The organism is Rhodoblastus sp. 17X3 (assembly GCF_030056575.1).
Classification (GTDB): Bacteria; Pseudomonadota; Alphaproteobacteria; order Rhizobiales; family Beijerinckiaceae; genus Rhodoblastus.
Genome location: NZ_JASHHX010000002.1, coordinates 162114 through 183208 on the forward strand (window position 1 = coordinate 162114; position 21095 = coordinate 183208).

The window sequence follows — 21095 nt, forward strand, 5'->3', positions numbered from 1 at the left end:
ATGCGGTCGGCGCAAGCCGCGCGGGCGACGGGTCGCCCGCGAAGACGAGGACTGATCTGCTTCAGCAGTCTTGAAGGGAAATCCCTCCCGCCGCATGTTTCGACGTCGGACGCGCCGGCGTCGGGGCGATGGTTCACTTGCCGTCCTGAGCCGCCTGGGCGCCTTCCGCCAGCTTCTTGATGTCGGCTTCGGTCAGAACCGGCGGCTCGACCGTGATATTCAGCTTGTCGATCTTTCCGGTGAAGGCGAAGGGCGTCTGGTAGTCCCGGTCGTCGATCGGCGAGCCAGACTTGGCGCCGATGTCGAAGGTCTCGTCGATCGGCAGCAGCAGCGGGATGGTTTTATCCAGCTTCTGGGTCGCGACGACCTTGCCATCCACGCTGAAGGTTCCGACGCCCGGGCGACCGAGGCCGCTGAGGTTGTTGAAGGCCAGCGTGGCGAAGCCGAGGCCGTCATATTTGAAGTCATAGACGAGTGTGTGCTTGCCGGGCGCGAGAACGTCCGGCCCTTCCCATTTCACCCGTTTCAGGTCGAGCAGGTTCCACGTGAAGACCGGCTTGCCCTTCAGCAGATAGAGGCCAAAGCCGCCGAAGCGGCCGCCTTCCGACACGATATTGCCTTCCGCGCCGCCCTGCGGGACGTCGATTTCGGCGGTGATCGTGTAGGAAGTGTTCAGCAAGTTGGGCGCCGCGTTGTCCACGATGCCTGTGATCGGGTTGCCCGAATAATCGAATGACTTGCGGCCCGCGGCGAGTCCGGGGCGCGACGCTACGACCCGGGTCGCCACCGAGGCGTCGAGCGGCAGAACCTGATATTTGGCGAATTCGCCGAACATCCGGTCGGTCAGCTCCCGGACCCTCTGCGGGTTCTGCGCCGCGACGTCATGGTTCTGTGTCCAGTCGTGGCGGACGTCGTATAGTTCGAACTTATAGGCGGCGGCGGGGTCCTCGATGGCCTTGCCGAGCAGTTCCCACGGGGCGCGAACCGGCACGGCGCTGAGCATCCAACCGTCATTATAGAGGCCCTGCACGCCCATCATTTCGAAATATTGCGTCTTGTGCGGCGAGGGCGCGTCGGCGTTGGCTTTGTCGAAGCTATAGGCCATGCTCACGCCCTCGATCGGTTTCTGCCCGATGCCGTCAACGCTGTCGGGCGCCGGAATGCCTGTGGCCTCCAGAATGGTCGGCACGACGTCGACGACATGGTGGAACTGCCAGCGCACGCCGCCCTTGTCCTTGATTCTGTCGGGCCAGGAAACGACCATGCCATTGCGGGTGCCGCCGAAAAAGGACGGAATCTGCTTGGTCCATTTATAGGGCGTGTCGAACGCCCACGCCCAAGGCACGGCGAAATGGGGATAGGTCTGGTCCGTGCCCCAGGCGTCATAGAAATATTTCAACTGGTCCTCGACGGGAACCTGAACGCCGTTGAAGACGAGGGTTTCGCTCGGCGTGCCGTTGAGGCCGCCCTCGGCGGAGGCGCCGTTGTCGCCGTTGATGAAGATGATCAGCGTGTTGTCGAGCCTGCCCAGCCTCTCGATCTCGCCGATGACGCGGCCGATTTCATTGTCCGTATAGGCCAGATAGGCGGCGTAAACCTCGGCCTGGCGGATATAGAGCTTCTTCTCGTCCGCGCTCAGTTCGTCCCAGTTTCTGAACAGGTCATGCGGCCAGGCGGTGAGTTCGGCGTCCTGCGGGATCACGCCAAGCTTTTTCTGATTGGCGAAGATTGTCTCGCGCAGCTTGTTCCAGCCCTGGTCGAACAGATGCAGGTCGCTGACCTTCCTGACCCATTCCGGCGTCGGATGATGCGGCGCGTGGGTCGCGCCCGGGGCGAAATAGAGCAGGAAGGGCATCGACGGATCGATGTCGTTCAGCTGGTCCACCCAGCGGATCGCGTCATCGGCCATGGCGGTGACGAGGTTCCATTTCGGATTGCCCTGAAAGGGCTGGATCGCGGTGGTGTTGCGGAACAGGTTCGGCTGCCACTGGCTGGTGTCGCCGCCGACGAAGCCGTAGAAATATTCGAAGCCCATGCCGGTCGGCCACTGGTCGAACGGGCCGGCCTGGCTGGCGGTATAGGTGGGCGTGTTGTGGTTCTTGCCGAACCACGAGGTGCGATAGCCGTTTTCGAGCAGGACCCGGCCGATGGTGGCGCTGTCCCGGGGAATGATGGAATTATAGCCGGGGAAGCCGGTCGATTGTTCCGAAACCACGCCAAAGCCGACCGAATGATGGTTGCGGCCGGTGATGAGCGCCGCACGGGTCGGCGAGCACAGCGAGGTGGTGTGGAAATTGGTGTAGCGCAGACCCTGCGCCGCTACCTTGTCGAGCGTCGGCGTGGGGATGACGCCGCCAAAGGTCGAGGGGGCGCCGAAGCCTTCGTCGTCGATCAGGATCAGCAGGACGTTCGGGGCGCCCTTGGGCGGAACAACGCGCGCCGGCCAGTACGGCTTGGACTGCGGGGCGTTGAGTTCGATCCGACCGCCGAATTTCTGCGGAAACGGCGGCAGCACATGGCCGTCGATGGTCGTCGTGGCGTTGGCCGCGCCCGGCGTCCCGTTGATCTGCTGCGCCTGGGCGCCTTCGGTCAGGCCGATCGCCAGACCTAGTGCGAATCCCAGACCGGCGAGGGCCCTTGTCGTCTTTGGCGGCAGAAATTCCGCGACCGCATATCGGAGCGCTTCCATGGCGTCTTCCCTCAAGAAAATGCTTTCTGAACACCCGGGACGTGGGCGGAGCATATGGAATCCGCACGCGCGATCCAGCGGCGCAAAGCTAGCAGGCGCCGGACTTCTGTCATTAGCATTCTCGTGGCAAAATTGTCTTTTCAGCACAAAGCCGGATTGTTGCGCTTTGAGCGCAGTTTCCGTTGGCGGCGGCGGTTTGACGGTCGTCGCGGAGAGCGCTGGCGACGGGGTGGGGCGATATGGTCGCGACGATCAAGGTTAGAAATTTCCATGCCGTGAAGGACGTTCTGGAGAATTTCGGAGTGGCTCCGGCTGACGCCTTGAAGCGCGTAGGACTCGATCCAAACCTGTTTTCAAACAAGGAAAATGTCGTCCTCTACGCCGACGCCGCGCGGCTGGTGGAGGAATGCGCGCTGCTCACGAATTGCGACGATTTTGGCCTGCGGGTCGGGATGCGCGAGGACGCCTCGGCCATGGGGCTGACCGGCTTGCTGTCGCTCAGCGCCATGAGGGTTGGCGAGGCGCTGCAATTCATCGTCGCCGGCCTGAAAACCTCTGATACGGGCGGCGTGTTCGCGTTCGAGGCCCGTAACGGCTCAGTCTTTCTCAGCTATATTGTCGTTGATGGCGCCGCGCCGAGCCCAGAACAACTGGTTGACGGCGCGATGGCGGTCGCCTGCAACACATTGCGCCAGTTCTGCGGCGCCGAATGGCGGCCCGACCGCGTCGCCCTGACCCGGGAGCCGCCGCGCGATCCCAAACCGTTCCGCCAATTTTTTGGCGCGCCGGTGGACTTCGGGGCGCCAGCGGCCCATCTGGCTTGCCCGGCGGCCATCCTGAGCCGGACGGTCGCCACGCATAATCCGCAGCAACTGGAGATTCTCGTTCCGCTGTTCGACGCGGCCGTCAGCCAGACGCGCGGCGATCTCGTCTCGACAGTCAGGGCCGTCCTGAAGGCCCAGGTCAGCGGGGGCCGCCTCACCCGTGCGCGCGTCGCCCAGGCGATGGGGCTGACGGAGCATGTTCTCGTCTATCGTCTGAACGAAGCCGGGGTCGCCTTCAGCGATCTCGCCGAAGAAGTGAAAAATGAACTTGCGCGCCAGATGCTCTCGGCGGGCAAGGAGTTGCGCGCGATCGCCGGAGAGCTCGGATTCGCCGACGCCAGCGCGTTCAGCCGCGCCTTCCTGAAATGGTCGGGCGAGACGCCCGGCCGCTGGCGCGCGGATCGGGCGCGCATGTCCGTTACCGAGAACTGAAGTCCTTTGTCGGATTTTGGCCCCAACCGTTCAAGAGCGTCGCTTGTGCGACGTGGCGCTAATAACATGTAAGTTTATTATATAAAGAAATACACTGATGTTTCGACTTCATTGCAAAGCTGGCCTATGTATTGCATTGACATGTTGAGAGCGTGAGGTCGCCCATGTCCAAAGCCGGTCAGAATCTTTTTTCGTTTCAAAGCCGCCGTCTCGCTGTCGTGATGGGAACAAATGAAATCGCTTCCGCCGTCGCGGTCGCGCTGATCCGGGCGGGTTATCCGACCGTCATGAGCCATGATCCTTATCCGCCCGTCATCCGGCGCGGCATGGCCTTCCACGACGCGCTCTACGACGATTACGTCGAACTTGGCGGCATTGTCGGGCGGCGCGCGGAAAGCCTGCTCGAAATCGCCTCCGTTCTCGCGCGCAAGAGAAGCGTGGCGGTGTCGCCGCTCTCGCTCACCGATCTGCTAGCCCTGCGCGTGGCCGACGTCCTGGTCGATGCTCGGATGCAGAAGCACCGCATCACGCCCGATTTTCGCGGCCTCGCGCGCATCACAGTGGGGCTCGGGCCAAAATTCGTTGTCGGCGCCAATTGCGACATTGCGGTCGAGACGCGCCCCGCTCATACGGGCGCCCTCGTCGAATCCGGAGCGACGGAAGAGCCGGACGGCGAAGCGCGCCTGCTTGGCGGCGTGGGCCGCGAGCGTTTCGTCTATTCCGGTCGGGCGGGCGTCTGGCGTACGCCGGTCGATATCGGGATGTGGGTTCCAAAGGGCTTTTTAATTGGCCGCCATGAAGGCTCGCCGGTCCTGGCGCCACTCGACGGCCATGTGCGCGGCGTGGCGCGCGATTCGGCTTTCGCGCCGGCGGGCGTGAAACTATTGGAAATCGATCCGCGCGGGCGCGCCGAGGGCTGCAAGGGCGCCGACGAGCGCGGCCGGATGATCGCCGCCGCCACCTTGAAGGCGGTCAAGCTGGAGGCCGCCCGGCGCGAAACCATGGCCGATGCGGCGCCGGGCGCTCGCTGACGGACGCGCGGCGTTTCAATATTCCCACTGCGTGGCGACGCCCGCCGAGGTGCTGCCGTCGGCGGCGGCTTCGCCCTGCACACGCAGCCGCCGGGTGACATCCACGCCGAGGGTCACGCCATTGTCGGCGGGCTTGGTGCCGGTCTGGACGCCAATCGTCACATTCCGCGTGATGTAGCGGCTGGCGCCGAGGCGCGGATTTCCGTCGGGACCGAACTGGACGTCCAGACTGTCGACGCCGAGCTGGCGGCGCATCCTCTCCAGAACGCCGGGGCCGCCATTTCCGCTGAATTCGGCGACCGTCTGCGCCAGCTGCAGCGCCTGGATGGGGGTGAGGCCCCCCGACGCCGAGGCGAACAGCAGGCGCGAAATCACTTCGTCCTGCGGCAGTTCCGGCGACGAGGAGAAGGCGAACACGGGCTGGTCCGCCGGGCCGGTGATGGCGATGGTCGCGGTGACGTCGCCGGCGGAGGTCTGCGCGGCGAAATCAAGCTGCGGGATGGTCCCGCCGGCGAAGAAAACATTGCCGCGGTTGAATGACAGCCGCTTGCCCGCCAGCGTGAAGGCGCCGCGCCGAAGCTGGAACGCGCCATGGGTCACCGGGGCGGTCAGATCGCCGGTCACGGTCAGGTCGCCGCCCAGTTCCGCGTCCATGCCGTGGCCGCGCACGAAAATGCGCGAGGGCGCGCTGACGGCGATGTTGAGATCGGCGTTGAAGGCCGGGCGGGGCGCGCCCCTGCGGGCCTGTTTCGCCTTGCGTTGCGTTTCCAGCGCCAGACGCGCGCGGGCGGCGGGCGTCGGATCGACCTGGACGGTATTTTCCAGCGGTCGGCTCGAAGAGGGGATGCGGTCCGGCACGCGAACATCGATGCTGTCGAAGGCGATCTTGCCGCCGATGCGCGGACGGCGCGCCAGCGGGCCGCTGAGGTCGAGCGCCAGATTGGCGACGGCCGTGACATAATCATTGGAGACCAGCTCCGCCCGCTGGCCCGTGACCCGTAGTGAGGCGGGAAATCCGGCGTCGGGCGCGACGCGGAAACTGCCGGCGACGCCGAGGGTTCCGCCGCCCCGTGTCGCGGCGGTGAAGCGCTCGACGACGACCTCATCGCCGCGCGCGCGCAGGCTGGCGGCGATCTGGTCGAACCGAATCCCCGCCAGCGGATCGTCGAAGGCTCCATTGGCCAGATTGGCCGAGCCGGACAGCTGCGGGTTTTGTGGCGAGCCTTGCGCGTGGGCGTCGATTGTCAGCCGCCCCCGCACGGTCTGGCCGCCGGCCGCCATGGCGACATTGGCCACAGCGGCGTCGAGCGCGGCGCGAATGGTCAGGTCCATGGCGCCGGCGGGGTCGAGCGGCAGGAAGCCGTCAGCCTGCGCGCTTCCGCCGCGCGGCAGGCTCAGGGCGGCGTTGAGGCTGGTCCGTCCGCCTTGCAGTCGCCCGGAGGCTTTGAGAGCGACGGCGGGAAGGCCCGCCGCACGCAGCGGAGGCGCCGACAGCCGCGCCAGTTCGAGCCGCCAGTCGCCGACGGGCGCCGAGGCCTTGCCGGCGATGCGCGCCGAAGCGTCGAGTGCGCCATCGAGTGCGAGATCCGGCGCCGCGAGCCTCGCCAGCGCCAGCGGAAGCGCCCTGGCGGAAATATTCAGGTCGAGCGTCTCGCCCGCCGTCCCATCCACATTCAGCCGGCCCGCGCCCGAGGCCAGCGCAAAGCCGCGAATTTCGACCCCGCCAGCCGGGAAGGCGAAGCGCGCCGGTCCCGCCAGCGTGAGTCTCTGGCCCGCGCCCCTGGCCTCGAAGGCGCCGAGTTCGACCCGCAGCGGCGTCGAGGCGAACAGGCGGCCCCGGCTTTCGACCTGTATGCCCCGCGCTTCGGTCGAGAGGTTGAATTCGCTGGCGTCGCCAGCCGCCTTCGAGGTGAAGCGCAGACGCGGGATGCTTTCCCCTGCAAAGGTCGCGCGGTCGAGCGCGGCATTGGCGTCGAGTTTCGGCGCGCCGTAAAGGTCGCTGGCGCGGGCGTCGAGATCGAGCCGTTCGAGGCTGGCCTGCGCGCCGCGCAGGCCCGAGGCCTTTATCTGGATCGCGCCGGATTGCTTGCCGCCCTCGGAACTGAACGTGAATTGGCCGTCGAGCCGGCCCGCCAGCTTCTGCAAGGCGAGCGGCGACAGGTCGTCGAGATCGTCGGCGCGCAGCGTCAGCGCGCCGTCCAGAAATTTTCCTGCCGTCAGCGCGCCGGACCCGGCGATGGCGACGGAGCCAAGGCTCAGATGATCGGCGACGAGGCGCCAGACCGATTGCGCGTCGCGCGCAACGTTCAGCGCGCCCTTGGCTGGTTTGCCGCTGACGATTCCATCGAGCGCGATCCGCGCGGACGGCGCCGCGACGAGGTCCCTGGCGGCGACATCGACATTCAGGCGCGGAATGGCGCGGCCCATCGAGCGCACGTCGGACAGGGCCAGCGTGATGGCGGCGTCGGGATGGGCCAACGAGCCGGTCAGGCGGCCCTGCGCCTTGGCGCGTCCCGTGACGTCGCTGGAGAGGCGGCCGAGGTCCGGGGCGTCGGCGGCGAAATTCACATCCGCTGTCGCGCGCGTGGCCTGCCCATCGAGGCGCGCGGTGACATTGGGCGTGGAAAGCGTGAGGCCGTCAAAATGGAAGCCGTCCACGCTTTTGCCGAGCGCCCCGGCGATTTCGGCCTTGCCGCCGATCATGGCGTCGGCGGCGTCGATCCCGGTCGCCAGCTTTTCGCCGGTCGCCGCCACTTTGGCGTCGATGCGGCCTTGCGCGGGCGCGCCGGAAAGGTCGAGGCTTCCTTTGAACGATCCGGCCAGCGCCGTTTTGGCGAGCGCGGCGAAGCGGCCCAGATCCGGCGCCGCGAAGGCGACGCGTCCCTTGAGCAGGTTCAGGCCGAAGGCGCCAGACGCTTCGAACTCGCCCGCGCCCGTGGCCAGTTTGGCGACCGACACATCGGCGTCGCCGCTCGGCGCGGCCCTTGCGCGCAGCGTGAGGGCGAGTTTGCCGCCGAGCGCGGCGTCGAGGCCGGTGTCGCTGAAGCTCAGGTCCTCGCCGGCGGCGTCGGCGGCGAAATCGACGCGGGTCGCCGCGTCGGTCGCGGGGCCATCGGGCCGCGCCGTCGCCTTCGCGTCGAATCGCCCGATCCGCCCGGCGGGAGCGGTCGCGTCCGCGACATGGAGCTTCGCATCCAGCTTGGGCGCGAGCAGAGGTCCGGCGGCGTCAAGCTGGAAATCGAGCGCGCCGATTTCGGCGCCCCCGGCATGGGCGGCGCCGCCGTCGTCATTGCGGGCGCGGAGCGTGACATGGCCGTCGAGCATCTGATCTGCGCCGAGCCGGCCATTGGCCTCGAGCTGGGCCTGTTTTGCCATGATCTGGAATTTGTCGAGGCCATAGGAGCCGTCGGCGCCAAACAGCGCCGCGCCCGCGAGTTTGGTCTGGCCCTGGAACACCGGCCCGAGCCAGGGCGGCAGCAATTTCTCGATGGCGCCGTCGAGGTCGAGCGTCAGGGCGCGCGCGGCGTCGCGCCGGTCGAGCCGCGCGCCGCCGCCGACCGAGGCCAGCGGCCCGGCGGAGAATTGCAGCTGCGCCTGAAAGGCGTCGAGCGGTCCCGCGCCCTTGAGATCGAGATCGACCGGCGGCAGTCCCTCAAGCCGCGCGGCATGGGCGATCAGGCCGCCCGCCGGCTCATGGGTGGCGGCGTTGATCTTCAGCAGGGTGGATTTCGGCTCATAGGAAAGGCTCAGGCCGAGGGCGCCGGGCGCGTCCTGCCGTTTCAGGTCGAAGACGAGATCGAGACCGTCGGAGGGGCGGCCGAGGCTGGCGTGGCCCTTCGCGCCCAGCCGCGCCGCGACGCCGATGACGTCCTCGCCGAGGTCGAGCTGGGCGAGGGAAAAGGAATCGATCGCGACTTTGATCGGCAGGCTCGGCGCCGAGAAGCCGGAGGAAGGCGCGGAGTCGCCTGGCGCAGCCTCGGGCGCCGCAGCCGGGATGGGCCGGCGCAGCAGTTCCAGATGGCCGATCTCGAGATTGCGGACGATCAGTTGTCCCAGCAGCAGCGCGCTGCGTGTCCAGACGATGCGCGCCCGGTCGAGCCTGAGCCAGGGGCCTTGCTCGTCGGAAATCACGACGTCGCGGATGACAGCGTCGGAGGAGAGCGGGCCGTCCACGGCGCCGATGGAGATTTTCATGCCCGGCGTGGACAAGACGTTTTCGATTGCGGTGGCGAGGAGGCCCTTCTGGTCGTCGCCGGAGACTCCCGTCAAATGGTCGCCGGGGCGCGCGAAATAAAGCAGGCCGGCGTAGATCCCGCCGCCGATCAGGGCCAGAAGAAGCACGGCGACGCCGAGATATCGCAGCAAGCGCGCCATCAATAGGCCTGTCCTATGCCGACGTAAAACGCCATGGAGGGCTCGCCCGATTGCCGTTGCAGCGGGAAGGCGACATCGACGCGGAACGGTCCGAAGCCCGTGTAATAGCGAAGGCCGAGGCCGACCGCATAGCGCATCTGCGTGAAATCCGGGAATGACGTCGCATAGGCGTCGCCCGCGTCCACAAAGGGCACGATTCCGATATCGTCCGTGACCTTGATGCGCGCCTCCATCGAGGCCTCGAACAGGCTCTGGCCGCCGATGGGCTGGCCATTGGCGCCGAGGGGGGCGAGCGAGCGATAGGCGTAGCCGCGCACCGAGCCGCCGCCGCCCGCGAAGAAGCGCCTCGTGTCCGGAATGTCTAGAATATCGGCTCCGCCGCCCGCGCCCAGCCCGATGCGGCCGGCGATGATGTAGCGGCTGTCCTCGTCGATGGAATAATAGGTCGAGGCCTGCGCCTTGCCCTGAAACAGATTGATCGAGGAGCCGAAGAAGCGCGGATAGGCGCCGCCGGTGGCGAGCACGCGCACGCCGCGGTGCGGGTCGAGCGGGTTGTCCGTGGTGTCATAGCGCAGGCCGACCGAGACGCCGGACAGGAAATAATTGGTCTTGCCGAAGGAGTCCTGCGACGTCCCGCGCTCGACCTCCCAGCCGCCCTGCGCGGAAAAGGTCTCGTCGAACCGATGCCGGATATATTGGCTGACGTTGAAATATTCGGCCTGATAGCTGGTGGTGACCTCGCGCGCCAGAGTGACGTCGGCGAGGTAATCGTTTCGCGTGCCCCACAGCGCCGGCTTGATGAAATTGGCGTTGAACCGTCCGATCATGCGGTTGGGATCGAACCAGTCCCGGGTGTTGGAATTATAGGTCGTTTCCTGCGAATAGCCGACCAGGCCGCTGAGCCGCAGCCTTTCGCCCCCGCCGAACAGGTTGCGCGCGGTCCAGTCCGCCCGCGCGGAGGGGCCGTCGATGCTGGAATATTGCGCCGCCGCGCTCACCGCATATTTCTTGCGCTCATCGATCTGCGCGGTGATCGGGAGATTGCCGTCGCGGTCGAGATGATCGGATTCCAGAATGCGCGTCGAGCCGATCGCCTCGATCTGCGCAAGAGACCTGCGCATCGCCGCGATTTTTTCCGGCGAATAGGGGTCGCCGGGCTCGACATAAATGAAGGAGCGCACCACGCGCGGATCGAGGTCGCGGGCGCCCGTGATCGTAACCTCGCCAAATCCGGCTTTCGGCCCGGAATCAACCTTCACCAGCAGATCGACGGTCTGGCTGTCGTGGAGGACGGCGGCCTGGGCGAGATCGACCTTGGCGAAGGGATGCGAGGTCGCGCGGATCGCGTCGGCGAGGCGCGCCTGCATGTCGCGGACGGCGTTGGCGCGGGCGGGGTCGCCGCTGGCCAGTTTCAACACCCGCGGTTTGGCGATCTCGGGGTCTATGGGCGCGCCTGTCTGGGCGTCGACGATTTTGATCGCGCCAATGTGGTAGAGCGCGCCGGGATGGATTTCGAGCCGGATCGTCACGACGCTTCGGCCACGCGCGGATTCCGCTGCGCGGGCGGCGGCGTCAAGTCCCGCGCCTCCCATTTCGATGGCGTGGCCGTCGATGATCGCGCGCGCGGAGGCGTCGTAATAGCCCTGCGCCCAGAGAGCATCGACCAGACGCGGCAGATCGGCGGAGGCGCGCCGCGCGAGGCCCTCGCCGCTTTCCGGCGGGTCCTGGCGCAGGCGGTAAAGATTGGACGCTCCTTGCAGCACGTCCTTCAGCGAGTCGTCCGGCGTGACGAATTCGACTGAATAAGAGACAGCGTCGGGGCGCGGGGCGGGGGGCGCGTCGGAGCCTCCAAACAGGCCGAAGAACCAGTCGGCGCGCGCGGGCGCCGAGAGCGTCGCCCCCGTGAGTAATCCAATCAAGAGGACGCTGCCAAACCGGCTCATTAAGGAACTGCTTCAAGGCCGGCCGAATGTCCGGGGGGCAATTATCTCCAACTATCTTAAATCGGCGTTTCTTTCAAAGCGATTGGCAAAGGGACTGCGCGCGCCTCCACCCGGTCGAAGTGGAACCGAATATCAACCCTATTGCCCTAACAGGACGTCTCACGGCGCCATTGCCGTCGGGAGAGTACGATGCTGCCGAATAGTGTGACGACCGCGCTGGAGTTGCCGGGTTACCGCGTGGTCCGAAATATCGGGATCGTGCGCGGAATCACGGTCCGCTCGCGTTCCGTCGTTGGAAATATCGCCGGCGCGTTCCAGATATTCTTTGGCGGGAATATCTCGGTCTATACCAATCTCTGCGAGCGCGCGCGCACGGAAGCCTATGAAATGATGTGCGAACACGCCGACGCCGTCGGCGCCAACGCGATCCTGATGATGCGCTACGACGCCAATGAAATCCTCAGCGGCGTCACCGAAGTCATCTGCTACGGGACGGCGGTTGTCGTCGAGGAGGAGGCGACATGAACTGGACGGTTCCCGCCGGTTTCGGCCTTTTCCTGGTCGGCGCGATTGTCGCGCTGATTCAGCTCTGGCTTCGGGTTCTTGATCCCGAGATATTCATGAAGACGATGATCACCCTCGGCGTGCTGCTGGCGCTGGTCGTCGCCTGGGGACTCGTCCTGCGCGAGCGGCGCGATGCGGCCCGGCTGAAGGACAAGAGCCGGCTCGACTAGGACCCGACGCGTCAGGAATGGTCGTGGCGGTGATGCAGGTCCGGAAAGTGCGGATGGGAATGGACCAGCCGCTGATGCCTATGACGATGGGAATGCGGCTCGACGACAACTTCGCCGTCATGCCTGTGCCGGTGGTGCGCGTCATGCACATGGCTGTGCTCGTGCTCCAGCGGTTCATGGTCATGCTCGTGCTCATGCCGTTCGGCCAGATGAAGCCAGACGCCGAAGCCCATCAAGGCGCCCGCGACAAGCAGGCTCGGCGTGGCCGGCTCGCGCAGAAGCAGGATGGCGGCGACAGCGCCGATGAAGGGGGCGAGCGAGAAATAGGCGCCCGCGCGCGCGGTCCCCAGATGACGCAAGGCCAGAATGAACAGCACGAGACTGATGCCCACGCCGAAAAATCCAAGCGTGGCGGCGGCGGCGACCGGCCCCGGTCCCGACAGGTCTGCGCCGCGCGCCAGCGCCACGGCGCAATTGACCGAACCCGCCGCAAGTCCCTTGATCGCCGCGATCGCCACGGGATCGGCCGAAGACAATTTGCGCGTGAGATTATTGTCGACGCCCCAGGCGAGGCAGGCGCCTGCGATCAGCAATGCGCCTTTGTCCAGCGACACGCCCGCGCCGTTCCATGACAGCACAACGGCGCCGGCCAGGATCGCCATCGCCCCGGCGAACAGACGCGCGTCGACATTTTCGCGAAAGACGATCCAGGCGATGGCCATGGTCGCCAGACCTTCGAGATTGAGCAGCAGCGAACCATTGGCGGCGCTGGTCGATTGCAGGCCCGTCATCAGCAGCAGCGGGCCGATCAGGCCGCCCGCGAGGACGACCGCCGCGAGCCACGGCAAATCGGGCCGCCGCAGCGGCGCCTCGGCTCCGGGCAGGTCGATCGCGCGCCGACCGAAATTGACCGCCGCAAGGCCGAGGCCCGCGCCGAGATAAAGCACGCCCGCCAGCAATTGCGGATCGAACCGGTCGAGCAGCAGTTTACTGAGCGGCGCGGTCAATCCGAACAGCAATGCGGAGCCGAAGGCGAACGCCGCTCCCGGCCAAAGGCGGGAATGAGAATGAAGGCCAGACATAACGCCTTTTACCACTGCGCAGGCGATGGCGGCCAAAATTGGATCTGTTGGCCGTGCAAACGGGGTCGCTCGGCAGCGCCAACAATCATCGAAATGCCAGCGGCCTCGCCGTCGATCAGATAAAACCCAGATCGCAAAATCAAGCCGCGCAGGAGATGCATTTGGTCGCTGTCGGAAGCGCCTTCAGACGTTTCGGGTCGATGAGCTCCCCGCATTGCGCGCAGACGCCGTAGGTTCCTTCAGCGAGCCGATTCAGTGCGTCTCGAATCTGGCCGATCTCCTGAAGCTTGGACTTCTCTATGCCTTCGAGCGCGTCCTGATCCTCGAGTTTCGTGGCCTGCTCTTCCCAACCGGCGGGCAGCGCGCTGCGCAATTCGCTGTCGATGTCGGCGACATTGCCCAGCAGTTCCGCCAGACGGCGCTGAAGCGCTTTCTCGATGTCCTTGTTCATTTCTACCGCTCCAGGTCACATATCGAATGGCTGATCAGGTTATTCTTAACCTGAGTCCTGGGCCGCCGCCATTCGCAATGGAGAGAAACCAGCGGAGACGCCCGGCGCCCTGTGAAGGTCAAAGCTGCCTTGGTTGGGGACCGGCGCGCGCGAAAGCTTGGCGCTGCCGCGTCTAAGAACCAACTGTCTAATTTCATTGGTTTAATTGGCTGGGAGACCTGGATTCGAACCAAGATTAACGGAGTCAGAGTCCGCTGTTCTACCGTTGAACTATCTCCCACCGGGCGCGCAGCCAAGCTGGACTTCACATAACGAAACGTCCGTTGGAACGCAACCCCCGATTTGCGTCCTGCAGGGGGCGCTTTTGCAGGGCGGGCCTGTGTTTTCCACATAATTCCCTTGTCTGCCAGCTTGTCGGGGCTTTATGCTGCCGCGTTGACCAGTAGCGCGCAGAGACGCGGGGAGGAAGAGTGCCGTCAGCTGACGCGACACGAGCCGAGCGTTCCGACGGCCAGTCGGCGACTCTGCCGCGGTTCTCCGCCGGCGGAGGGCCTTCGCTCGCGCGGCGCACGGCGACCTATGCGGCGCTCGATCTCGGCACGAATAATTGCCGCCTGCTGGTCGCGCGGCCCGTCTGCGACCCAGAAAATCCCTTTGGCGAAAGTTTTCGCATCGTCGACGCCTTTTCGCGAATCGTCCGCCTCGGGGAGGGGCTGAGCCAGAGCGGGCAGCTCTCGGAGGCGGCGATTCGGCGCACCATCGACGCCTTGCTGGTCTGCCGGGACAAGATGGCCGCGCGCGGCGTCACGCGCTCCCGCCTCATCGCCACGGAGGCCTGCCGCGCGGCGGCGAATGGCGCGGAATTCATCAACCGGGTGCAGGACAGCACGGGGCTGGCGCTCGAAGTCATCAGCCGTGAGACCGAGGCGCGACTTGCCGCCGAGGGCTGCGCCTCGCTGGCCGATTCTGCGGCCAAGAGCGTGGTGCTGTTCGATATCGGCGGTGGTTCCTCCGAAATCGTCTGGCTCGCCGCTGGAGCGGGAATCCCCGGCGCCGACAGGGTGCGGCACTGGACCTCGCTTCAGCTTGGCGTGGTGACGCTGGCGGAGCGATTCGGCGGCGCCGACGTCACTTATGCGCAATTCGCCGCCATGACCGATCTGGTCGTCTCTGAATTGCAGCAATTTCTCGCCTCGGCCTCCAAGGAAGAGCGGTGCAACCGCTTCCATCTGCTTGGAACCTCGGGCACCGTCACGACCCTTGCGGGCGTTCATCTCAATTTGCCGCGCTATGACCGGCGCCGCGTCGACGGACTCTGGATGTCCCACGCGGAAATCGACGCGGTCATGAATCGCTTGCGCCGCATGTCCTTTGCGGAGCGTTCGCGCAATTCCTGCATTGGCCCGGACCGCGCCGACCTTGTTCTGGCTGGTTGCGCGATTCTCGAGGGAATCCGCCGCTGTTTTCCTTCCGAGCGGATACGTATCGCCGATCGCGGCTTGCGCGAGGGCATCCTGCTGGAGCTGATGCGGGCGGATCGCTCCTTCGCTTTTTGATCGCGGCGCTGTTCATCCGGAGCTTTTGCGTTTACGGGAGGGCGATCTCGCGCAAAAGGGCGGTGGAACGTGAAAACGACAAAGAGCCCCGGCGGACCGGGTGGCCGTGAACTCAAGACGCGGGTCAAGACCGCCCGCAAGCGCACACTCTCCTCCACGCTTTGGCTTCAACGCCAGTTGAACGACCCCTATGTCGTACGCGCCAAGCGCGAGGGCTGGCGCTCCCGCGCGGCCTATAAACTGCTCGAAATCGACGAAAAGCACCATTTGCTTCAGCCGGGCCAGCGGATCGTCGATCTTGGCGCGGCGCCGGGCGGCTGGTCCCAGGCGGCGGCGAAGAAGGTCGGCTCGGCTCATGGGCATGGCAAGGTGGTCGGGATCGACCTGCTCGACATCGAACCCATTGCCGGCGTCGAATTCGCCGTGCAGGATTTTCTGGCGCCGGAAGCCCCGGATTTGCTCAAGACGATGCTGGGCGGAGAGGCCGATGGCGTCATTTCCGACATGGCGGCCAACACCACGGGTCACAAGAAGACCGATCATCTGCGGATCGTGCATCTGGGCGAACTGGCGGCGGAATTCGCCGGCGAGGTGCTCAAGCCGGGCGGTTATTTTTTATGCAAGCTGTTTCAGGGCGGGGAAACGGGCGAACTGGTCGCGCGGCTCAAGCGCGATTATGCCGTCGTGCGCCATATCAAGCCGAATTCCAGCCGCGCCGATTCCTCGGAGCTTTACGTTCTTGCGACCGGTTTCCGCGCGAAAGCGACATGATCGCAAAATTGATTTGAACAAAAAAAAGAGCCCGGCCAATTGGCCGGGCTCAATCGGGTTACCCCTGATCCTTACGGATCTCAGTACTTGGCGACGACCGGAGCCGGGGCGCTGAACAGATAAGCCAGGCCGACGCGGACGGTGTTGACCGAGGTCTGCTCGCGGATGGGGGTGAACGTGTTAACCAAGGCGCTCACGTTGTTGTTGCCGAAGTCGTAGTAACGATATTCGACGCGGCCAACCCAGTTCGGGGTGAAAGCGTATTCCACGCCGCCACCAATATCGAAGCCGGACAGGTCAGTATTCTTGGAGACCGAACCGATGAACAGGCCGCTCGGAGCAGCGCCCGACAGGGTCGCGCTGCCCTGAGCCCAGGCCGCGCCGCCAATGGCGTAGAACAGGGCGCGGTCATAGGCGACGCCGAGGCGGCCGTTGATCGAAGCCAGCCAGTTCGTCTGAACCTTCGCGGTGTAGACATTGGCGTCGCCAAGGACGTTGCTGCCAACCCACGACCAAGACTTCGAAGCCGACGAGCCCTGGAAGTCGCCTTCGAGGCCGATCACGAAGTTCTGGTTGATCTGGTAGTTATAGCCGACGTAGCCGCCGCCCATGACGCCCGAGGTGTCGAGGCTGTGAGAGTTCCAGCCGGTCCAGTCGGAGTGGAGCGAGGTGGAGCCGAACTGGCCGCCGATGTCCGCGCCGATGTAGAAGCCGGTCCAGGAGAAGACCGGGGTCGGAGCGATGTAGACCGGGGCTTCCTTGCGCGAGGGCAGGTCGGCGGCGAAGGCCGAGCCCGCCAGAGCCGCGAGAGCGACCGTGGAGAGAAGAAGATGACGCATTGAATTTTCCTTCCTTGCTAAAGCCCATAACGACCGCAAGCCGCTATCGTGGGCAGACCATAATTCGACTTACCAACCAAGGCTAGGCGAATAAAACTTCGTCAGCTTGATTGTCACGGCGTGTTGCAAAACTGCCTCACTGCGGGGCCGTATTCGCCGGGAAACCGGCTGAAACGCGGCGTAATGACAATCAATGACAAAAATTTGATATTCCATTAAGGACGATGCGTCGAGCGTAAAATTTCTGTGTTGTTGTGCTTCTTGGTTTGTTTTGCGCAGGCGTTTCTTAAAAACCACACGTCGGATTGTGGCGATTCGTTGGCGGCCGTTTAAGAAGAAGAGAAAAGCCTTATCGCCTCAGAGCGTTATTTGAAAATATACCTTCCCATTCGTTAACACCGTTTTCCTGCGCTTCAGCGATTGCCCAAAAATGTTTCAAGGCAAGACGGGAAAGCATCATTTTTGCTCACGCGGATTCGCCCAGGCGAGTCCGGCGTTCGTGGCGCGGCAGCATTCTTGCGTTGGCCTGGCTCTGTCCTTCGAACGGCTTTGCCAGCCTTAAGCTCGCGTCATCCGGCGGCTTTGCGGCCCGCCAGACTCGCTCCGGCGTCGAGCGAAAGCCTGCGGAAAATTAGGGTGGATGAGGCCGTGATGGCCGCGACGACGAAGAAGGCAGGCGGAAATTCGCCAAATTCGATCTCGCCGCTCGGGGAAAGCCGCCGGGTCTCCTCCACGACGGCGGCGGCGATGGCGACCCCGGAAGACAGGGATAATTGCTGGACCACCGCGGAAAAGCTGGTCGCCTTGCTAACGTCGGAATCGGCGACGTCCGCATAGGCGAGCGCGTTCAGGGCCGTGAATTGCAAGGATCGGAAAAAGCCGCCGACAAACAGGGCGAGCAACAGCACGAATTGGGGCGTGTCGGGCCGGAACCAGCCATTGCCCGCTAGAAAGGCCGCGCTGATCACGGCGTTGAAGATCAATGTGGAGCGGAATCCGAACCGGCCGAGCGCGGTGGCGGCGGTCGCCTTCATGACGAGAGCGCCTGCAGTGGCGACAAAGGTCGTCAAGCCGGACTGGAACGGCGTCATGCCGAATCCCAGCTGAAAGAACAAAGGCAACAGGAAAGGCGTCGCGCCGACTCCGATCCGGAACAGGAAGCCCCCGGCGACGCTGGCCAAAAAAGTCGGGATTCGCAGCAGCCGGAGTTCGAGAATCGGATTGGCGGCATTGAGCGCGTGGCGAACATAGAAGCCCATCAGAATGAGTCCGGCCGCGATCAAGGCGATATTGATTCCCAGCCCGATGGAGCCGCGTCCGAGCACGGTGAGGCCGAAAATCAGGCTCGGCAGGCCGAAACCGGACAGGAGAAAGCCACGGAGGTCAAAGGCGGCGACATTTTCGTCGCGGATATCGGGAATGTAGAGGCTGGTGAGAATGACGCCGACGATTCCGACCGGCACATTGATCCAGAAATTCCAGCGCCAGTGCAGATAGGTCGAGATGAAGCCGCCGAGCGGCGGCCCGAGAATCGGTCCGATCAGCGCCGGAATGGTCAGATAGGCCATGGCGCGCACGATTTCACTGCGTTCGACGGAGCGAAAAAGGGTCAGTCGGCCCACAGGCGTCATCATCGCCGCGCCGCAGCCCTGAAAGATACGTGCGCCGACGAATTGCGGCAGCGTACTGGAGAGGGCGCAGAGAATCGAGCCAAGGGTGAAAACGATGATCGCCGCGCGAAACACCTTTTTCGTGCCGAATCGATCCGCGACCCAGCCCGACGCCGGGATGAACACAGCCTGCGCCAGGAGATAGGAGGTCAAGGCCAGTTTCAGCGCGATAGGGTCCTGCTTCAAATCGGCGGCGATGGCCGGCAGCGACGTCGCGATGATGGTCGAATCGAGATTCTCCATGAAGAGGGCGCAGGCGACGATCAGCGGCGTAAGTATGAATGGGCGCAAGTTCCGTCCCGATAATTCGTATTTATAAGCCAATATGTTGCAGGCGATATTTCGAGCATTGCGGTAAGTTTCCACGTCCACGCCGGAGGCCGGCGGCCGGGACTTGTTGCTTTGAATCCGCCCCGGCGTTCCGGTGACCGCGTGGGGAAGGACCGCTCCTGCGCGCAAGGATCGGACTTCGCCGGGCGGCCGTTCCTGCGCCTGTCTTTAAGCATAGAAACCCGGGATGCAAAATCGGGTTGAGGCCTGCCGCAGGGGAATTTGGCCGAGGCGAGGTGAAAATATGCGCTTGCGCGGCGCATTGGTTTGAAAGCCGCGAAAGAAATGCTATGAGCAGCCGCCAACTCGGATGGCCACGCGCCATGCGTCCTTTTCGCCGATGGAGCTGGCTATGAACGGTTTTCCCCAACTGACCGAAGCGCTGACCTTCGACGACGTATTGCTGCGTCCCGGTCATTCCGAAGTCATGCCCTCGGGCGTCTCAATCAAGACCCGGCTGACGCGTGATATTGAACTGAACCTGCCGATCCTGTCCTCGGCCATGGACACGGTGACCGAGGCGCGCCTCGCCATCGCCATGGCGCAGGCGGGCGGCATCGGCGTCATTCACCGCAATTTTGAGCCGGCCGAGCAGGCCGAGGAAGTCCGCCGCGTCAAGCGCTATGAGAGCGGCATGGTGGTCAATCCGATCACGATCTTTCCCGACGAGACCCTCGCCGACGCCCTGAGCCTCATGAGCCGGAACTCCATTTCCGGCATTCCGGTCGTCGCGCGCGGTTTCGACAACCGGCCGGGCAAGCTGGTCGGCATTCTCACCAACCGCGACGTGCGCTTCGCCGACAATCCGGCCCAGCCTGTCTCGGAACTCATGACCAAGACCCTCGTCACCGTGGGCGAGGGCGTCCAGAAGGACGAGGCGCGCCGCCTTCTGCACCATCACCGCATCGAAAAGCTGCTGGTGGTGGACGCTGAATACCGCTGCGTCGGGCTGGTGACTGTCAAGGACATTGAAAAGGCTACGCTCCATCCTTCCGCGTGCAAGGACGAAGCCGGACGCCTGCGGGTCGCCGCCGCCTCCACGGTCGGCGACAAGGGCTTTGAGCGCGCCGAACTGCTGATCGACGCCGGTGTGGACTGTATCGTGCTGGATACGGCGCATGGCCATTCGCAGTCCGTGCTGGACCAGGTCGTGCGCATCAAGCGCGTCTCCAACAAGGTTGCGGTGATCGCCGGCAATATCGCGACCGCCGAAGGCGCCAAGGCGCTGATCGACGCCGGCGCGGACGCCATCAAGGTCGGCATCGGCCCGGGCTCGATCTGCACCACCCGCATCGTGGCGGGCGTCGGTGTGCCGCAGCTCACCGCGATTCTCGAAGCCGCTTCGGAGGCGAGGAAGGCGAACGTTCCGGTGATCGGCGACGGCGGCATCAAATATTCTGGCGATTTCGCCAAGGCCGTCGCGGCGGGCGCGGATTGCATCATGATCGGCTCGCTGCTGGCCGGCACCGAGGAATCGCCGGGTGAGGTGTTCCTCTTCCAGGGGCGCTCCTTCAAGGCCTATCGCGGCATGGGGTCGGTCGGCGCCATGGCGCGCGGCTCGGCGGACCGCTATTTCCAGCAGGACATCAAGGACTCGCTGAAGCTGGTGCCGGAAGGCATCGAGGGCCAGGTGCCCTATCGCGGCCCCGTCGGCCCGATCCTTCACCAGCTCGCGGGCGGGTTGCGCGCCGCCATGGGCTATGTTGGCGCCGCCTCGATCCCGGAATTCCAGAAGCGCGCGAGCTTCGTGCGCATCACCAACGCCGGCCTGCGCGAGAGCCACGTCCATGATGTGGCGATCACCCGCGAGAGCCCGAACTATCCAACCGGGCTCTGATCGGGCCGCCGTTGAAAAGAAGCGTTTGAAATCGCTTCCTTATTGGCGTCGTCGCAAATCTGGGCCACATTGACGCCTTCTGGGGCGCAAATCGAAAGGCGGGCTTCCAGCCGCCTTTCCTGCGCGCAAAAGGAGGGGCCATGACGCCATCTTGCCTGTGTTTCAGAGCCGGGGTTTTGATTCTCATCTCAGGAATGGCCTGGGGCCTGCAGATGGGCATATCCGGCGAGCATTCGGCCCTCGCCGCGCATGCGCATCTAAATCTGCTCGGATTCGTCGCGCTTTTCCTGATCGGCATTTTCTACCGCCTCAATCCGACGGTGGAAATGAATCCGCTGGCCAGGCCGCAGGTCTGGATCTGGATCGCCGGAACGCTGACGCTGACCCTCGGCGTGGCGCTGCTGCATCTGGGCCACCCCATCGGCGATTCGTTCGCGGGAATCGGCTCGATCATCGTCCTGCTCGACGCAATCCTGTTCGCCTGGCTGGTGTTCCACGCGCCTCCGGGCGAGGCGAGCGCGCCCTGACGCTG

Annotated in this window: 15 protein-coding genes and 1 tRNA gene; 8 read left to right on the forward strand and 8 right to left on the reverse strand. The window is 64.7% G+C overall.

Annotated features, from left to right (window positions below):
• Positions 1 to 133: 133 nt before the first annotated feature.
• Positions 134 to 2689, reverse strand: a complete 2556-nt coding sequence (locus tag QM467_RS03470) for an arylsulfatase (protein WP_283364906.1) — start codon at positions 2687 to 2689, stop codon at positions 134 to 136.
• A 239-nt stretch (positions 2690 to 2928) separates the two neighbouring features.
• On the opposite strand from QM467_RS03470, the gene QM467_RS03475 reads away from it, so the two are divergent.
• Together QM467_RS03475 and QM467_RS03480 are read left to right on the forward strand one after the other, a co-directional pair.
• Positions 2929 to 3945 (forward strand): AraC family transcriptional regulator, encoded by a 1017-nt coding sequence (locus tag QM467_RS03475; RefSeq protein ID WP_283364907.1) that lies wholly within the window; start codon positions 2929 to 2931, stop codon positions 3943 to 3945.
• Positions 3946 to 4109: 164 nt separating this feature from the next.
• The gene (locus QM467_RS03480; protein WP_283364908.1) at positions 4110 to 4976 is read left to right on the forward strand and encodes a xanthine dehydrogenase; all 867 of its coding nucleotides are present in this window, start codon (positions 4110 to 4112) and stop codon (positions 4974 to 4976) included.
• Between the two features lie 15 nt (positions 4977 to 4991).
• Here the strand turns inward: QM467_RS03480 and QM467_RS03485 are convergent, their stop codons facing one another.
• The gene (locus QM467_RS03485) at positions 4992 to 9350 is read right to left on the reverse strand and encodes a translocation/assembly module TamB domain-containing protein (protein WP_283364909.1); all 4359 of its coding nucleotides are present in this window, start codon (positions 9348 to 9350) and stop codon (positions 4992 to 4994) included.
• Entirely contained in the window at positions 9350 to 11269 is a 1920-nt protein-coding gene (locus QM467_RS03490) for an autotransporter assembly complex protein TamA (protein WP_283364910.1), read from the reverse strand. Before QM467_RS03490 ends, QM467_RS03485 begins: the two co-directional genes overlap by 1 nt.
• Positions 11270 to 11482: 213 nt before the next feature.
• On the opposite strand from QM467_RS03490, the gene QM467_RS03495 reads away from it, so the two are divergent.
• Entirely contained in the window at positions 11483 to 11818 is a 336-nt protein-coding gene (locus QM467_RS03495) for a YbjQ family protein (protein WP_283364911.1), read from the forward strand.
• On the forward strand, positions 11815 to 12027 hold the full coding sequence (locus tag QM467_RS03500) for a hypothetical protein (protein WP_283364912.1): 213 nt from the start codon (positions 11815 to 11817) through the stop codon (positions 12025 to 12027). The genes QM467_RS03495 and QM467_RS03500 overlap by 4 nt, the downstream gene beginning before the upstream one ends.
• A gap of 11 nt (positions 12028 to 12038) precedes the next feature.
• Here QM467_RS03500 and QM467_RS03505 read toward each other — a convergent pair whose 3' ends face one another.
• The 3 genes from QM467_RS03505 to QM467_RS03515 all read right to left on the reverse strand — a co-directional run bounded on the left by QM467_RS03505 (position 12039) and on the right by QM467_RS03515 (position 13840).
• Positions 12039 to 13109 (reverse strand): DMT family transporter, encoded by a 1071-nt coding sequence (locus tag QM467_RS03505; RefSeq protein WP_283364913.1) that lies wholly within the window; start codon positions 13107 to 13109, stop codon positions 12039 to 12041.
• A 139-nt stretch (positions 13110 to 13248) separates the two neighbouring features.
• Entirely contained in the window at positions 13249 to 13560 is a 312-nt protein-coding gene (locus QM467_RS03510) for a TraR/DksA family transcriptional regulator (RefSeq protein ID WP_283364914.1), read from the reverse strand.
• A 206-nt stretch (positions 13561 to 13766) separates the two neighbouring features.
• Positions 13767 to 13840 (reverse strand) — tRNA-Gln (locus QM467_RS03515).
• A gap of 190 nt (positions 13841 to 14030) precedes the next feature.
• Between QM467_RS03515 and QM467_RS03520 the strand changes: the two genes are divergently transcribed.
• Together QM467_RS03520 and QM467_RS03525 are read left to right on the forward strand one after the other, a co-directional pair.
• Complete coding sequence (locus tag QM467_RS03520; protein WP_446737725.1) at positions 14031 to 15116, forward strand: Ppx/GppA phosphatase family protein; 1086 nt, start codon at positions 14031 to 14033, stop codon at positions 15114 to 15116.
• 69 nt (positions 15117 to 15185) lie between these two features.
• Positions 15186 to 15887: an RlmE family RNA methyltransferase gene (locus QM467_RS03525; protein ID WP_283364915.1), complete on the forward strand. Its 702-nt coding sequence runs from the start codon at positions 15186 to 15188 to the stop codon at positions 15885 to 15887.
• A gap of 80 nt (positions 15888 to 15967) precedes the next feature.
• Here QM467_RS03525 and QM467_RS03530 read toward each other — a convergent pair whose 3' ends face one another.
• Together QM467_RS03530 and QM467_RS03535 are read right to left on the reverse strand one after the other, a co-directional pair.
• Entirely contained in the window at positions 15968 to 16726 is a 759-nt protein-coding gene (locus QM467_RS03530; protein ID WP_283364916.1) for an outer membrane protein, read from the reverse strand.
• 569 nt (positions 16727 to 17295) lie between these two features.
• Positions 17296 to 18768, reverse strand: a complete 1473-nt coding sequence (locus QM467_RS03535) for an MFS transporter (protein ID WP_446737726.1) — start codon at positions 18766 to 18768, stop codon at positions 17296 to 17298.
• A gap of 310 nt (positions 18769 to 19078) precedes the next feature.
• Between QM467_RS03535 and guaB the strand changes: the two genes are divergently transcribed.
• Both guaB and QM467_RS03545 read left to right on the forward strand, forming a co-directional pair.
• Positions 19079 to 20563 carry an IMP dehydrogenase gene (guaB, locus tag QM467_RS03540; RefSeq protein WP_283364917.1) on the forward strand — a complete coding sequence of 495 codons (1485 nt, stop codon included), beginning with the start codon at positions 19079 to 19081 and terminating at the stop codon, positions 20561 to 20563.
• Positions 20564 to 20703: 140 nt separating this feature from the next.
• Positions 20704 to 21090 (forward strand): hypothetical protein, encoded by a 387-nt coding sequence (locus QM467_RS03545; protein ID WP_283364918.1) that lies wholly within the window; start codon positions 20704 to 20706, stop codon positions 21088 to 21090.
• Positions 21091 to 21095: the final 5 nt, after the last annotated feature.

What these genes read in the sequence shown, in the direction of transcription:
- QM467_RS03530 (WP_283364916.1), bottom strand. Translation starts at nt 16,726, where the DNA reads ATGCGTCATCTTCTTCTCTCCACGGTCGCTCTCGCGGCTCTGGCGGGC.
- guaB (WP_283364917.1), top strand. Translation starts at nt 19,079, where the DNA reads ATGAACGGTTTTCCCCAACTGACCGAAGCGCTGACCTTCGACGACGTA.
- QM467_RS03485 (WP_283364909.1), bottom strand. Translation starts at nt 9,350, where the DNA reads ATGGCGCGCTTGCTGCGATATCTCGGCGTCGCCGTGCTTCTTCTGGCC.
- QM467_RS03470 (WP_283364906.1), bottom strand. Translation starts at nt 2,689, where the DNA reads ATGGAAGCGCTCCGATATGCGGTCGCGGAATTTCTGCCGCCAAAGACG.
- QM467_RS03475 (WP_283364907.1), top strand. Translation starts at nt 2,929, where the DNA reads ATGGTCGCGACGATCAAGGTTAGAAATTTCCATGCCGTGAAGGACGTT.
- QM467_RS03495 (WP_283364911.1), top strand. Translation starts at nt 11,483, where the DNA reads ATGCTGCCGAATAGTGTGACGACCGCGCTGGAGTTGCCGGGTTACCGC.
- QM467_RS03480 (WP_283364908.1), top strand. Translation starts at nt 4,110, where the DNA reads ATGTCCAAAGCCGGTCAGAATCTTTTTTCGTTTCAAAGCCGCCGTCTC.
- QM467_RS03510 (WP_283364914.1), bottom strand. Translation starts at nt 13,560, where the DNA reads ATGAACAAGGACATCGAGAAAGCGCTTCAGCGCCGTCTGGCGGAACTG.
- QM467_RS03505 (WP_283364913.1), bottom strand. Translation starts at nt 13,109, where the DNA reads ATGTCTGGCCTTCATTCTCATTCCCGCCTTTGGCCGGGAGCGGCGTTC.
- QM467_RS03500 (WP_283364912.1), top strand. Translation starts at nt 11,815, where the DNA reads ATGAACTGGACGGTTCCCGCCGGTTTCGGCCTTTTCCTGGTCGGCGCG.
- QM467_RS03545 (WP_283364918.1), top strand. Translation starts at nt 20,704, where the DNA reads ATGACGCCATCTTGCCTGTGTTTCAGAGCCGGGGTTTTGATTCTCATC.